Origin of the sequence: Haloplanus ruber (genome assembly GCF_024494725.1) — an archaeon.
In the GTDB taxonomy this organism is placed as follows: Archaea; Halobacteriota; Halobacteria; order Halobacteriales; family Haloferacaceae; genus Haloplanus; species Haloplanus ruber.
Map to the genome: position 1 here is coordinate 831,833 of NZ_JANHDK010000001.1, position 14,349 is coordinate 846,181.

The window sequence follows — 14,349 nt, forward strand, 5'->3', positions numbered from 1 at the left end:
CCTTAAGAATCACGTTTCCCGTCCGACGTGAGTGGCGGCGCCGCGATCACCGATAGCGGGCTTTTTCGGCCCGGCTCCCGACGGATGGGGTATGTACGAAGTCGAGTTGAAGGTGCGGGCATCCCACGAGGCGGTCCGCGAGCGACTGTCGGCGCTCGACGCCGAACACGTCGGGCGCGTCCAACAGGTGGACACCTACTACGACGCCCCCCACCGCGACTTCGGCGAAACCGACGAGGCGCTTCGGATCCGGCGGGAGGAGGCCGACGACGACTCGGCGACCCGGATCACGTACAAGGGGCCACTCGTCGAGGCGGCCTCGAAGACCCGCCGGGAGGTGGAGACGGGCGTCGCCGACGCCGACCGGATGGCCGAGGTTCTCGACGCCCTCGGCTTCTCGCCCGCGGCCGTCGTCGAGAAGGACCGCGACCGATACCGGCTCGACGGCTACACGGTGACGCTGGATACGGTCGGCGACCTTGGCGAGTTCGTCGAAATCGAACGCGAGGCGACGGAAGCGGACGTTGAGGCGGTCCGTGAGGGCGCCGCCGCTCACCTCCGTGACCTAACCCTCGACCCGGACGACCAGATCCGGACGTCGTATCTCGGCCTCCTGTTGGACGCAGAAAATTCTCAGTAGTAATACTACGGAGTCGAAAGGTTTCCGCAAGTTATAGCACCCGGCGGCGACAACTGCCGCCGATGAGCGACCGGAACATTCGAATTGAGTCCAGCGACCGGCGTGCGGTCGAGGACCAGGAGGTGGAGATCGTCGAGCGGAAAGGGATCGGCCACCCCGACTCCCTCTGTGACGGGATCGCCGAACACGTCTCGCGTGCGCTGTCGAACCTCTATCTCGACCGCGTGGGGGAAGTGCTTCACTACAACACCGACGAGACGCAGTTGGCCGCGGGCAACGCCGCGCCGGCGTTCGGCGGCGGTGAGGTGGTCGAACCGATCTACATCCTGATCGTGGGGCGGGCGACCCGAGAGTACGAGGCGCCGGACGGCACCGAGTACACCCTCCCCGTCGATACGGCGGCGCTGTCTGCGGCCCGCGAATATCTGAACGAGGTCGTCCCCGAACTCGACTTCGGCACCGACGTGATCGTCGACGTGCGCCTCGGGGAAGGGAGCGGCGACCTCCAGACCGTCTTCGGGGAGGAGGGGGCAGCCGTCCCGATGGCCAACGACACGAGTTTCGGCGTCGGCCACGCACCACTGACCGAAACCGAGCGGATCGTCCGCGACGCCGAGGAGCATCTCAACGGCCCCTACGCGGCCGAGAATCCGGAACTCGGCCCGGACGTGAAGATCATGGGCAAACGCGAGGGCGATCACATCGACCTGACGGTGGCCGCGGCGATGATCGACCGGCACCTCCCGGACATGGCGGCCTACCGCGACGCCGTCGACAAGGTTCGCGAGGCTGTCACGGACCTCGCGGAGGCCCGCACCGACCGGAGTGTCGCCGTCGAGGTGAACACCGCCGACGACTACGACGAGGGGTCGATCTACCTCACCACGACCGGCACCAGCGCCGAACAGGGCGACGACGGCTCCGTCGGCCGCGGCAACCGCGCCAACGGCCTCATCACCCCCAATCGTCCCATGAGCATGGAGGCCACCAGCGGCAAGAACCCCGTCAACCACATCGGAAAGATCTACAACCTCCTCAGCACGCGCATCGCGGAGTCGGTCGTCGACGAGGTGCCCGGCATCCGCGAGTTCCGGGTGCGCCTGCTCTCACAGATTGGCCGCCCCATCGACCAACCGCACGTCGCCGACGTCTTCGTCGTCACCGAGGACGACGTCGCACTCTCGGACATCGAGGCCGACATCGAGACCATCGCCGACCGGGAGCTCGCCGACGTGACCGACGTGACCCGCTCGGTCATCGAGGGCGAACTCCGGACGTTCTGAACGCCGGTCCGACGCGACCGGACCGAACACCCTAGTATCCTGGCCGCCTACGCTGACCGTGACCGTGGACGAGCGTGACACCGTCACCGACGGGAACGACCCCGCGGACGCCGTCCTCGTGAGCTTTGGCGAACTCTCGACGAAAAGTAGCGAGGTGCGGGCGAAGATGACCCGTCGCCTCCGGGACAACCTCGCCGCCCTCCTCGCGGACCGGGACGTCAAGGCGACGGTCGAGCAGACCTGGGCACGGCTCGTCGTCGACACCCCCGACCCCGGACGCGCCGCCCGCGTCGCCGCCGACGCGCCGGGTGTCGTCTGGGCCCGACCGGTGGCGACCCGTCCTGCAGACGCCGACGCCATCGGCGACGCACTCGCCACCCTGGCGCGTGCCACGTCGCCGCCCGACACCTACGCCGTCCGCGCCCGGTGTGTCGGCGACGGCGACTGCTCCAGTCGCGACATCGAGCGCGACGGCGGACGGATCGTTGGCGCCGTCACCGACGCGACGGTCGACCTCGACGACCCCGACCGGACGTACCACGTCGAGGTGCGGAACGGTCGTGCCCACGTCGCCGCTCGAAGTGTCGCAGGCCCCGGCGGGTTGCCCGTCGGGACGCAGGCGCCGCTCGTTGCGCTCGTCAGCGGCGGCCACGACTCCCCCGTCGCGGCCTACGAGGCGATGCGCCGCGGCTCCCCGGTCTACCCCCTCTACGTCCGTCTCGGGGACTACGGCGGCCCCGATCACGAGGCCCGCGCCACGGCGACCGCCGACCGCCTCGCGTCGTACGCCCCCAACGTCGACTGTCGGCTCCGGATCGTCCCCGGGGGGTCGGTCGTCGAACGGCTGGCCGCCGAGGTGGCGGACACCCGGATGCTCTCCTGGCGGCGCGCGATCCTGCGGATGGCAGCGGTCGTCGTGGAGCGTACCGACGCGGCCGGGGTCGTCACCGGCGAGGCCATCGGGCAGAAGTCGAGTCAGACCGCGGCGAATCTCGCGGTCACCGACGCGGCGGTCGACGTCCCGGTCCACCGGCCGTTGCTCACCCGCGATAAGGAGGCGATCATCGAGCAGGCACGCGCCATCGGCACCGACGAGCACTCGTCGATACCGGTGGGCTGTGAACGGCTCGCTCCCGACACCCCCGCGACGGGGGCGACTCTCGATACCGTCGAGGCGGCCGAACCGGACGACCTGCTCGCCGACGCCGCGGCGGCCGTCGACGACCTGTGGATCGTCGACGGGTGAGCCCGTCGCAACCAATTTAGTCCCGCCCGCCGACCACACGACCGTGACGCAGGTCTGCCTCGTCGGGGACGCGGACGTCGACCTCCGATACGAACTGCTCTCGCGGGAGACGTCGCGGGCGGCACTCGCCACCTACGACCTCCACGAACCGTTCGCCAACTCGGTCGCCGTCGACACCGTCAGCCTCGGGGCCGCCGTCTCGCTTCTGAACGATCTGAACTGGTATCTCGTCCGCTTTGCCGACTGCGCGCTGGTCCGGGAGCCAAGCGTCTCGACCGACGAGTGGCTCTCCCGTGACCTCGCGACGGCCGTCCGCGACGAGAACGTCGACCCCGCCGACACCGACACGTTCCTCCGCGTCTACGGCCTCGACGGCGACACGCTCGTCGAGCCAATGTACGCCACCCGCACCGACGGGCGCGTCCCGGAGTACGACCTCCGGCCGCTCGACGACACCGTCGTCGTCCGCGTGACCGAGGCCGAGTTCGGCGGTTAGTCGAACATTCCGGTCGACATGTAGCGCTCGCCGCTGTCCCAGAACACCGTGACCACGAACGGGTCCGCGACGTCGAGGCGTTCGGCAACCCGTTTCGCGCCGAGACTGGACGCACCACTCGACTGGCCGACCAGAACCCCCTCCTCGCGCGCGAGGCGTCGACACTCGTCTTCGGCGGCCGCCAGCGATACGTCCTCCACGTCGTCGAGGAGGTCCACGTCGACGTTCTCGGCGACGAACCCCGGCCCCATCCCCTGGAACTCGTCGGCACCGGGGTCGCCACTCAGGAATCGGTTGGTGTCCGGCTGGACGCCCACGACCGTCATCTCGGGAAACGCCTCTTTCAGACGCCGGCCAGTTCCGGAGATGGTGCCGCCGGTGCCGACCCCACAGACCAGCGCGTCGATCCGACGGTCCGTCTGCTCTAAGATCTCTTTGCCCGTCGTTCGGTAGTGAGACTCGGGGTTCGCGGGGTTCTCGAACTGCTGCATCTGGACCATCCCCTCGGCCGCCAGTTCGTCGGCCAGCGTCCTTGCGGCGTCCATCTCGCCGTCGACGAGGTGAACCTCGGCGCCGTACGCCTTCATGATCGCACGGCGCTCCGGCGACTTCGAGGACGGCATCACGATGTGGACATCGTATCCCTTGGCGGCGCCGACGACGGCGAGACCGATGCCCGTGTTGCCGCTCGTGGGTTCGACGATGGTGTCGCCGGGTTCGAGTTCGCCCCGCTCCTCCGCGGCCTCGACCATCGCCATCGCCGGGCGGTCTTTCGCCGACCCGCCCGGGTTCTTCGACTCGATTTTCGCCGCCACGGTCGTCCCCGGTGGGGAGTCGATCCGCACCAGAGGCGAGCCGATGGCGTCGAGGACGCTATCGTACATACGCACTCGGTTCGAGGCCGCCGCCTAAATCGATGATGGAACCGGGTCTTACAGTCGGGACAGAATTCGCTCCTCGAAGGCCGCGGGATCGAGCGTCTCGACATCCTCCGCATCGGCCTGCTCGCGCTTTCGTTGGCCGGGGTTCTCCCCGACCACGAGGTAGTCCGTCGCGCCGCTGACCGACGACGTGACGTTCGCGCCGTGGGTTTCGAGCAGGTTCGACAGCTCCGACCGGGTGTAGCCCGGGAGACTCCCCGTGAACACGAGGGTCAGGCCGTCGAGTTCGTCACCCCCCTCGTCAGCGGGGGATTCCGGTCCCACCGCCTCGGCCAGTCGGTCGACCGTCTCCACGTTCGCCGGCGACTCGAAGAAGGCGGTCACGGCCTCAGCCACCTCCGGCCCCACGTCCTCGACGGCCTGGAGGTCCTCGGCGTTCGCGTTTTTCAGGTCCGACAGGTCGAACGCCGCCGCGAGCGCCCGCGCCCGCTCGGTCCCGACGTGTCGAATCCCGAGAGCGTAGAGGAAAGAGCCGAGGTCGGCCCCCTCGCTCGCCGCCAGTTCGTCGCGGAGGTTCGCCGCCGACCGCTCGCCCCACCCGTCGAGGGCCGCAAGGTCGTCGACATCGAGGGTGTAGAGATCCGCGAGCGACTCGACCAGTCCCGCCTCGACCAGTCGGTCGGCGGCCGCCTCTCCTACCCCCTCGATATCCATCGCGTCCCGCGAGCAGAAGTGTTGGAGGCGCCGCCGAAGCTGTGCCGGACACGAGGCGTTCGTACAGTAGTGGTGCTCGCCCTCGCGGGCGACCGGGCCGTCACAGACGGGGCAGGTCTCGGGCATGGCGAAGCTCTCGCTGTCGTTCTCGTCGTCCGCGACCACCTCTGACACCTCGGGGATGACGTCGCCGGCACGCTCGACGCGAACGGTTGCGCCCGCGTGGACCCCGAGGTCGCGGATCTGTGCGGCGTTGTGAAGCGTCGCGCGGCTGATCGTGACCCCTTGGAGGTCGACGGGATCGAGCAGGGCGACGGGCGTTAGCTTCCCCGTCCGCCCCACCTGGACGACGATTCTCTCCACGGTCGTCTCGCCGGTTCGCGCGGGGAACTTGTAGGCGAAGGCCCACCGCGGGTGGCGGGCGGTCGACCCCAGTTGCTCGCGCTTCCCGACGTCGTCGACCTTGGCAACGACGCCGTCGATCTCGTATTCGAGGTCCTCGCGGGCCGCCATGAGGCGGTCGCGGTAGTCGAGCACCGCTTCGACGTCCTCGACGAGCGTCGTCTCGTCGTTCACCCGAAAGCCCAGTTCGCGGAGGAGGTCGAACGCCTCGCGCTGGCTGGTGATCGTCGCCGACGTCTCGATCACGTCGTAGAAGAAGACATCGAGCGGGCGGTCCGCGACCGTCGAGGGGTCGAGCAGTCGAACCGTCCCGGCCGCCGCGTTCCGTGGGTTGGCGAAGGGGTCGTCGCCGCGCTCGATCCGCCGCTGATTCAGCGTTTGAAAGCCCGAGCGGGGCATGTAGACCTCGCCCCGAACGGCCAGGAAGTCGGGCGCGTCCCGCAGGCGCAGGGGGACGCTTCCGACCGTCCGGAGGTTCGCGGAGACGTCCTCGCCCTCCTCGCCGTCGCCACGGGTGACTGCACGGTCGAAGACGCCGTCCTCGTACACCACCTCGACGGAGAAGCCGTCGAACTTCGGCTCCGCCGAGTAGGTCACGTCGCCGACGGCCTCCCGGATACGACGGTCGAACTCGCGAATCTCGGCGGCGTCACCGGAGGACTGCAGACTCAGGAGCGGGGCGACGTGTTCGACCGTCTCCAGTTCGTCGAGCGGGGCGCCCCCCACCCGACGGGTCGGCGAGTGTTCGTCGTCGAGGTCGAACGCCGCCTCCAAGTCGTCCAGGCGGTCGAACAGTGCGTCGTAGGTTCGGTCGGCGATTACGGGGTCGTTCGCCACGTAGTAGCGGTAGTTGTGGTATTCGATCGCTGCCCTGAGCCGCCGGGCCTGTTCGCGGGCCGTCGCCGCGTCGAGGTCGTCGACCGGCGCGAACGACGTGTCCGGGTCGCGTACGTACGGGTTGTCCGCTGGTTCCTCGACCATCTCGCTGTCCACACACGGGGCTGCCGGATACGAATAGCCGGCGACTCGCGGCGGCCGGCGACGGGTGGATGCCCGGAGCGTCGGCGTTAAGCCCGTGGACGCGGTAACGCCGCACATGACGGCGACACTGGAGACGATGGAGCCGACCGGAACCTGGGAGGGTGACAACGAGGTACTGGCGGCGCTCGGCCGCAAGGGACTCTCCTACAAGGTGTGGGGCGCAGACTGGTGTGGCGACTGTCAGGGGCAGTTGCCGACCTTCGCGGCCGCCCTCGACGCCGCGGGCGTCCCCGACGAGCGGATCGACCGGTATCCCGTCGACGACGACAAGGACGGCGAGGGCGTCGACGCCTACGGAATCGAGTACATCCCGACGGTCGTCGTCGAGCGGGCGGGCGAGGAGGTCACCCGGTTCGTCGAGGAGGAACCGGAACCCATCGCGGAGTACCTCGCGGGGCGGATCGCCGAGCGCGACGAGCGGGCGCAGGCCTAATCGAGCCAGGAGAGCGCCGCGTCGAGGTCCGTTTTTGGCGGCGAGCAGGTGAAATCGCGGCAGGCGTACGCCGTTGGCTCGCCGTCGACGGCGTCACGGTTCGCCCAGATCGGCGGTGCCTCGTCGAGGCCGAGCGTCGCCAGCCAGTCGTCGAGAGCGCCGTCGTCGGCCGGCCGGGGGGCGATCACGCCCGTCGGCAGCGGCGTCTCGGCGAGCGTCTCCCGCCACGCCGTCGGCAGGTCGTCGGCCGCGAGCGTCAACTCGACCGGGCCGCGGGCATGAGCGTCGGCCGCGAGGACGAGCGAGGCGTGTTCGAGTGGGCTGCCCCGGATCCGGTCGGCGTGGGTCGACAGGAGGCGCTCGGTAATCGCCGCGAAGTCTTCCTCGGGGGCGAAGGGGTCGAGTTGCTCGAAGAGGGCGGCCGCGACGCCGAGACTCGACGGTGTCGACTGATCGTTCAGTTCCTGGGGGCGGGTCACCAGCCCTTCGCCGTCGGCGGGCGTGTAGTAGAGCGTCCCCGCGTCCGCGTCCCAGAACGCCGTGCGGACGACGCGGGCGAGTTCGAGCGCGAAGGCAAGGTGGTCGACCTCACCGGTCACCTGATAGCAGTCGAAGGCGCCCTTCGCGAGGAAGGCGTAGTCGTCGAGGTAGCCCTCGACAGCGACGTCGCCGTCCTTGTAGCGCCGGGAGAGGCGCTTGGCGTCGGCGTCCCAGAGGTGCTCGCGAACGAAGGCGAGCGCGTCGGTGGCGGTACCCGCAAGCGCCGGATCGAGAACGCGCGCCCCAGCCGCGACGGCGGAGATGGCGAGGCCGTTCCACCCCGCCAACACCTTCTCGTCGCGGGCGGGCCGGGGGCGCTCCGCACGGGCCTCGAAGACCCGACTCCGCGCGGCCATCAGGGCGCGCTCGACTGTTTCGGTGGACAGGTCGTACGACTCCGCGAGGCTGGCGTAGCTCGTCGCCGCCGTGAGCACCGTCGTGCCACCCTCGAAGTTGCCACCGGACGCGACGCCGTAGCGGTCACAGAACAGGTCCGCAGCCGTCTCGGCGTCGACCCCGTCGACGTCCAGTTCGGCGAGCGCGTCGTGGACTTCCTCGGGAGTCCAGACGTAGAACGCTCCTTCGGCGTCCTCGGCGTCCTCGTCGTCGACCCGCGACGCAGGCGGGCGACTCTGGGCGTCGAGCGTGCTGTAGAATCCGCCGTCCGGATGTCGGAGTTCTCGTTCGAGGAAGGCGACCGTCTCGGCGGCGACACGGGCGTAGCGATCCGACCCCGTCACCTGGGCGGCCAGCAGGGATACCCGCGGGAGTTCCGCGTTGTCGTAGAGCATCTTCTCGAAGTGAGGGACGGTCCACTCGCGGTCGGTGGCGTAGCGGTGGAATCCGCCGCCGACGTGGTCGTAGAGGCCGCCGGTTGCCATGGCGTCCAGCGCCTCGATGGCCACCTCGCGGGCCGCCTCGTCGCCGTCGAGGGTCGCCGCCCTGAGCAGGAGGTCGAGTCTGCGGGGCTGGGGGAACTTCGGCCCACCGGAGCCAAAGCCGCCGTGTTCGCGGTCCGCGCTTCGGATCGCCGCCGCCGTCGCCGAGGCCAGAAGATCAGACTCCGGGGGGTCGCCCGGCGACTCCGGTGTCGACTCCAGTTCGTCGGTGATAGCCGCCGTCCACTGATCGGCGCGGTTCTCGATTTCCTCGCGGTCCTCCCGCCAGGACCGGGAGATGTCTTCGAGCAACTGGTTGAATCCGGGACGGCCACGCTGTGGCTCCCGCGGAAAGTACGTCCCGACGTAGAAGGGCTTGCCCTCGGGGGTGAGAAAGACCGAGAGCGGCCACCCGCCGCCACCCGAAACCAGTTGACAGATGGTCTGGTAGACGCTATCGAGGTCCGGGCGTTCCTCGCGGTCGACCTTGATCGGGACGAAGTGCTCGTTGAGCGCCGACGCGACCGCCTCGTCCTGAAAGCTCTCTGCCTCCATGACGTGACACCAGTGACAGGCGGAGTAGCCGACCGAGAGGAAGATGGGCACGTCGTGCTCTCGAGCGGCCGAGAGCGCCGTCTCGTCCCACGGCTGCCAGTGTACCGGGTTGTCGGCGTGTTGTTCGAGATACGGGCTGGCCTCCTCGTCGAGGCGGTTCCGACGCGTCGGCATCGTCATGCGCGGTCGTTGGATGCCCAGACGGGTAAACCCAACAGAACCGACCGCGCCGGTCGGGTCGCCGCTGGCTATCGAACACAGGTAACCATTTTGTAGGTGGTCTCCGATGCGGTGGTATGGATGTCGCGGCGTGGGAACGACGGATCGCCGTCCACGCGCCGTCACTCATCGTCATTCTCGCACTCGCTGTCGCCGTCGTCTCGGTAGCCAACTTCCTCTCCGATGTCGGACAGTTGGGAGTCAGTCTCGGCCCCGTTCTCTCGCTTGCCCTCTGTCTCTCGCTGTCGGCCGGCCTGTTCTGGTTGGGTCGCTGGCTCTCTGGGAGTGACCTCCCCGTGGCGGACACGTGGTCGGTCGTCCGGTGGTGTCTCGTGGGGATGGCTGTCTTCGTCGCCCTGTCCTCGCTGACGGTCGGGATCCGACTCCTAGAGGGACGGGCCGTCGGTGAGGCGATGTTCGGCGTCATCGTCGTCGGCGCGGGCGGCGGCATCGGCGGTGGCGTAGTCGGCATCTACTACGCCCGGGCGAAGCGCTCGGCTCAGGAGGCCGACCACCGCCGGGACGCCCTCGTCTTCCTGAACAGCCACCTCCGACACAACGCGCTGAACGCGACGCAGGTGATCCAGGGATACACCGGACTGCTCGCCGAGCAAACCGAGGGGACCGAGGAGTACCTCGACCCCATCGAGCGGCGGAGCGACGCCATCGCGGCGCTGATCGAGGACGTGAAGCGGCTGTCAGACGTCTTCGCCGGGGAGCAGGAGCCGGCGCCGATGGATATCTCGACGAGCATCCTGCGGGTCGCCGAGGATATCAGGGCGGCGTATCCGGCGGCGACCGTCGAGGTGGACGTAGACCCGGAGCTGTACGTACTGGCGACCGACGCCGTCTCGGCGGTGTTCACGAACCTCCTCCGCAACGCGGTCCAGCACCACGACGGCTCGGAGCCGACGGTGTGGGTTACCGCCGAGCGCCGAGAGCGGACCGTCCGCGTGTTCGTCACCGACGACGGCCCGGGAATCCGCGACGACGTGAAAGCCCACCTGTTCGAGTCGGCCATCGAATCCGGCGAGGGGCGGGGCATCGCGCTCGTCAAGACGCTGTTGAACCACTACGACGGTGACATCGAGGTGCGTGACAACGACCCTCGCGGAACCGAAGTCGTCGTCGAACTCCGGCGACCGCCGGCGCGCTGATTATATCCCGCCAGCGGGTCAACGGAGCGTATGCGATCACTCGACGACACCGGCGGAACGTTCGCCATCGGCGGCGAAGACGCGGTCAACCGCCTCGGCCTGGGTGCGATGCGCATCACCGGCGAGGGCGTCCTCGGACCCCCGGAGGACACCGCCGCGGCCCGGCGCGTTCTCGACCGGGCGGCCGAACTCGGCGTCGACCTCGTCGACACCGCGGACGCGTACGGCCCAGGGACCAGCGAGCGTCTGCTCCGTGAGGCCGGGACGCCAGACGACGCCTTCGTCGCCACCAAGGGTGGCTTGCTTCGCTCGCCCGACGGCGACTGGCTCCGTCACGGCGACCCCGAGTACCTCCGGAACGCCGCGCTGTGTAGCCGCGACCGCCTCGGCGTCGAGACGATCGACCTGTACCAGTACCACGCACCCGACCCCGACGTGTCCATCGAGGCGTCGATGCAGGCACTCGCCGACCTCAAGGACCGTGGCCTGATCCGTCACGTCGGCGTCAGCAACGTCTCCGTCGACCAACTGGAACGCGCTCGCGACGTCGTCGAGGTAGCGACCGTGCAAAACGAGTACAGCGTCGCCGACCGCACCCACGACGACGTCCTCGACGTCTGCGAGGCGAACGACATCGGGTTCCTACCCTACTTCCCGCTCGGGGGCGGCGACCTCGGGGCGAAAGCCGACGCTCTCGACGCCGTGGCCGAGGCCCACGACGCGACGCCGCGACAGGTCGCACTGGCGTGGCTGCTCGACCGCTCGCCGGTGGTCCTCCCCATCCCCGGAACGTCGAGTGTCACACACCTAGAGGAGAACGTCGCCGCGGCCACACTCGACCTCGCAGACGACGAGATGCGGCGCCTGTCCGCCTAGGTGGGGCCGAGAGTCACAGGCGGTTGCCGGCGTCGGCTACTGGCCGCCGACTCGCCCGGTGCCTTCGGGCTGGCTGCCGTCGCGGCTGTGGGTGTCGACCACGACGGCGGCGTTTTGCGACCCCTCGTGGTCGGTCTCGGTGAACGCGTGACCGAGCCATCCGCTAAATAACCCCCCGGCGAGCGGACGCTCAGGACGGCTGCTCCGGGAGGCGTGTCAGGGCCGGTTGGTAGTCGGTGACGAGCGTCTCGACGATGGCGTCGACGGTGTCGGATTCGAAGGTCCAGAAGCCGGTGTACCGTCCGTTGTCGTCCTCGCGTGCGAGCAAGGCGCCGTCGTCGTCGTCTTCGGGACCACGGTACGCGACGAACCAGTAGTCGCCGACGCTCGCATCGGCTTCGTCGGCGTAGGCGGCCACACCGCTCCAGTCCGATGGCGTCCAGTCGCGTCGCCCGTAGACCGTCGTTTCCACCCCGCATCCGGAGAGCTTCCGGTATCGCGACCACAGCGCCGGATCGTCACGCAGGAGAGAGAAGCGCTGAATCCCCGCGTGGAGTTCCCCGACTCCACGACGCCACGCGCGGGTCTCGAGCAGGTGCGAGACACAGGCCAGCGCGAGTTTCCCCTCGGCGGACAGTGAGTAGACGTTGCCGTCGAGTCGAGCGAGAAAGCCCTCGACGGCGGCGTTCTGGTCGCCCACGATGTCCGAATCGGGACCGATGTCGCCGTCGAGAGAGTCATAGAGGTACTCGTGGAGTTCGGCGACGCCGATAGAGCCGAGGTAGTCGTCGCCGTCGGTGAGCACCAGAAACGCGTCGGGAAGCGCGGAGACGGAGACGTGCTCCGTTTCGAGGTCGAACCGGTCGAAGTACTCGACAATATCGTCGACCTTCGAGTCGACCCCAGCACCATTCACGACGGCGATGCGTCGTCGATGGCACTCCAGTTCGTCGATGAACCGCTGGAGGGAACGTGGCACTGTGTACCCTTGCACCCCGTTTGTCGGCAACCCACTAATACGCTCGGGCAGCGGATCCGGCTATCCGAGAAACGTCGCCAGAAAGAGCAGGGCGAACCCGAGGGAGAGACAGAACCCGCCGACCCGACCGATCCAGGTGTGTTCTCGGACCTCCGTGCGATTTCCCTCGATCCGGTAGTCCTGGAACTCCTCGTTGTACTCGACGTAGCTCGGCATCTGGAAGAACTCCACGAACACCAGCGCGCCGCCGAGTGCGCCGAGGGCCGATCCGAGCAGTCTGAGTGCGTTCGCGACGGCTACCATGCCCGGACGGGCGACTGACGGGGACAAAAATCCTCCGAAGCTTCATACGTGAACACGGGACCAGGGCCGGCCGTGCCCCATTCACGTTTCGATCCGTGGCCCGTGCTCGCCGCCGTGTTCGCCCTCGGTGTGGCGGCGACGGTTGCGGCGCCAGTGACCGCCGCCACCACTCCCACGCCGCCGGCCATCGTCGGCGCCGTCCCCAACCCGGCCGTGGACGGCGATACCGGCGAGTTCGTCGTCGTGGCCGTCCCGAAAGCGGCCGCGAACTGGACGCTGAGCGACGGCGAGACGACCGTGTCGCTCCCGACCGATCCGGCCGAGCGCCCGGGGACACGGTTCGCCGTCGGAGACGATCCGAACGCGACGCGACGGCTGGCCGAGGTGCCGGTCCTCGGCGTCTCCCGGCTGTCGCTCTCTAACGCCGGCGAACGGCTCACGCTCCGTCGCGACGGGGCCGTCGTCGCACGCCTCGACTACCGGGACGCCCCCGAAGGGGAGCGACTCGTCGTCGAGGGTGACGGCCGCCGGTGGCGTCCCGTCGGGTTCGAGCCACGCGCGGTCCGAACTCACGGCACCGCGAGAGTTCGTGGGTTCCTCCTCCCGGACAGCCCCGAGGTCCCCCTCGATACGCTCCGTGGGGCCGAGCGTCGACTCCTGCTCGCGGGCTATACGTTCACCAGCGAGCGAGTTGCCGACGCGCTCGTTGCCGCCGCCGAGCGCGGGGTCAGGGTCCGCGTCCTCGTCGACGCCGATCCGGTCGGCGGCCGCTCCGCGCGTGGGGCCGCGGCCCTCGACCGACTCGCCAACGCGGGAATCGAGGTGTCGGTTCTCGGCGGGCCTCACGCCCGCTTCGAATACCACCACCCGAAGTACGCCGTCGTCGACGACCGTGCGCTCGTACTGTCGGAAAACTGGAAGCCGGCCGGGGTCGGCGGCCGGAGCAGCCGGGGATGGGGTGTCGTCGTCGACTCCCGGTCGGTCGCGGACGATCTGGCCGGTCTCTTCCGGAACGACGCGAGTGGGCGGGACGCGATTCCCTGGCGGCGCCACCGGCGGGGGAAACGGTTCGACGCGGGGGCGGCAGCCAACGGAACCTATCCGTCACGGATCGACCCGCTGACGGCGACCGGCCGCGTCCGCGTTCTCACCGCACCGGGAAACGCCGAGTCGGCGGTCGTGAGGATGATTGACGACGCCGACGACCGGGTGGACGTGATCCAGCCGAGCATCGGCCGCCGCGACGGGCCGCTGCTGCGAGCGACGGTGCGGGCCGCCGAGCGTGGCGTCCGGGTGCGGGTCCTGCTCTCCGGGGCGTGGTACGTCGCCGAGGAGAACGACGCCTTGGTCGACTGGCTGAACGGCATCGCCGAGCGGCGCGACCTGCCGCTCACGGCACGACTCGCCGAGCCTCGCGGACGGTACGAGAAGGTCCACGCCAAGGGCGTCGTCGCGGACGACACGGTGATCGTCGGAAGCCTGAACTGGAACGCAAACGCCGTCGCGGACAACCGCGAGGTGGCGGTGGCCGTCCGGAGCGACGACCTGGCGACGCACTTCCGCGAGGCCTTCGCGGCCGACTGGGCGGGGGACACAGGGCGGACAACGTGGGTGCTCGCGGCCGGCGCGCTCGCGGCGCTGCTCGTCGCCATCGTGATCGCGAGAAAGACGGTTCGGTTCGGGGACCGGCGGTGAGTGACGCCCGG

At 69.2% G+C, this 14,349-nt stretch carries 13 protein-coding genes; 8 read left to right on the top strand and 5 right to left on the bottom strand.

What is annotated here, in order from left to right; translation table 11 throughout:
• Positions 1-91: 91 nt before the first annotated feature.
• The 4 genes from cyaB to NO878_RS04400 all read left to right on the top strand — a co-directional run bounded on the left by cyaB (position 92) and on the right by NO878_RS04400 (position 3,665).
• Positions 92-640 carry a class IV adenylate cyclase gene (gene cyaB, locus NO878_RS04385; protein WP_256404743.1) on the top strand — a complete coding sequence of 183 codons (549 nt, stop codon included), beginning with the start codon at positions 92-94 and terminating at the stop codon, positions 638-640.
• Between the two features lie 62 nt (positions 641-702).
• Positions 703-1,923: a methionine adenosyltransferase gene (locus tag NO878_RS04390; protein ID WP_256404744.1), complete on the top strand. Its 1,221-nt coding sequence runs from the start codon at positions 703-705 to the stop codon at positions 1,921-1,923.
• A 64-nt stretch (positions 1,924-1,987) separates the two neighbouring features.
• On the top strand, positions 1,988-3,169 hold the full coding sequence (locus tag NO878_RS04395) for a tRNA sulfurtransferase (protein WP_379824189.1): 1,182 nt from the start codon (positions 1,988-1,990) through the stop codon (positions 3,167-3,169).
• Positions 3,170-3,212: 43 nt separating this feature from the next.
• The gene (locus NO878_RS04400; protein ID WP_256404746.1) at positions 3,213-3,665 is read left to right on the top strand and encodes a DUF5804 family protein; all 453 of its coding nucleotides are present in this window, start codon (positions 3,213-3,215) and stop codon (positions 3,663-3,665) included.
• On the opposite strand, the gene NO878_RS04405 is transcribed toward NO878_RS04400, so the two are convergent.
• Together NO878_RS04405 and ligA are read right to left on the bottom strand one after the other, a co-directional pair.
• Positions 3,662-4,549 (bottom strand): PLP-dependent cysteine synthase family protein, encoded by an 888-nt coding sequence (locus tag NO878_RS04405; protein WP_256404747.1) that lies wholly within the window; start codon positions 4,547-4,549, stop codon positions 3,662-3,664. The two genes, NO878_RS04400 and NO878_RS04405, sit on opposite strands and share 4 nt — an antisense overlap.
• 48 nt (positions 4,550-4,597) lie before the next feature.
• Complete coding sequence (gene ligA, locus NO878_RS04410) at positions 4,598-6,643, bottom strand: NAD-dependent DNA ligase LigA (RefSeq protein ID WP_256404748.1); 2,046 nt, start codon at positions 6,641-6,643, stop codon at positions 4,598-4,600.
• A 115-nt stretch (positions 6,644-6,758) separates the two neighbouring features.
• Here ligA and NO878_RS04415 point away from each other — a divergent pair, with 115 nt between their 5' ends.
• The gene (locus NO878_RS04415) at positions 6,759-7,136 is read left to right on the top strand and encodes a thioredoxin family protein (RefSeq protein WP_256404749.1); all 378 of its coding nucleotides are present in this window, start codon (positions 6,759-6,761) and stop codon (positions 7,134-7,136) included.
• Here NO878_RS04415 and NO878_RS04420 read toward each other — a convergent pair.
• Positions 7,133-9,289: a thioredoxin domain-containing protein gene (locus NO878_RS04420; protein WP_256404750.1), complete on the bottom strand. Its 2,157-nt coding sequence runs from the start codon at positions 9,287-9,289 to the stop codon at positions 7,133-7,135. The genes NO878_RS04415 and NO878_RS04420 overlap by 4 nt on opposite strands.
• Positions 9,290-9,405: 116 nt before the next feature.
• On the opposite strand from NO878_RS04420, the gene NO878_RS04425 reads away from it, so the two are divergent.
• The gene (locus tag NO878_RS04425; RefSeq protein ID WP_256404751.1) at positions 9,406-10,485 is read left to right on the top strand and encodes an ATP-binding protein; all 1,080 of its coding nucleotides are present in this window, start codon (positions 9,406-9,408) and stop codon (positions 10,483-10,485) included.
• Between the two features lie 30 nt (positions 10,486-10,515).
• Positions 10,516-11,361, top strand: a complete 846-nt coding sequence (locus NO878_RS04430) for an aldo/keto reductase (protein WP_256404752.1) — start codon at positions 10,516-10,518, stop codon at positions 11,359-11,361.
• Between the two features lie 190 nt (positions 11,362-11,551).
• Here NO878_RS04430 and NO878_RS04435 read toward each other — a convergent pair whose 3' ends face one another.
• Together NO878_RS04435 and NO878_RS04440 are read right to left on the bottom strand one after the other, a co-directional pair.
• On the bottom strand, positions 11,552-12,340 hold the full coding sequence (locus NO878_RS04435; RefSeq protein WP_256404753.1) for a hypothetical protein: 789 nt from the start codon (positions 12,338-12,340) through the stop codon (positions 11,552-11,554).
• A gap of 60 nt (positions 12,341-12,400) precedes the next feature.
• Positions 12,401-12,643 carry a hypothetical protein gene (locus tag NO878_RS04440; RefSeq protein WP_256404754.1) on the bottom strand — a complete coding sequence of 81 codons (243 nt, stop codon included), beginning with the start codon at positions 12,641-12,643 and terminating at the stop codon, positions 12,401-12,403.
• Between the two features lie 72 nt (positions 12,644-12,715).
• On the opposite strand from NO878_RS04440, the gene NO878_RS04445 reads away from it, so the two are divergent.
• A complete protein-coding gene (locus NO878_RS04445; protein WP_256404755.1) occupies positions 12,716-14,338 on the top strand; it encodes a phospholipase D-like domain-containing protein in 1,623 nt (540 codons plus the stop codon).
• Positions 14,339-14,349: the final 11 nt, after the last annotated feature.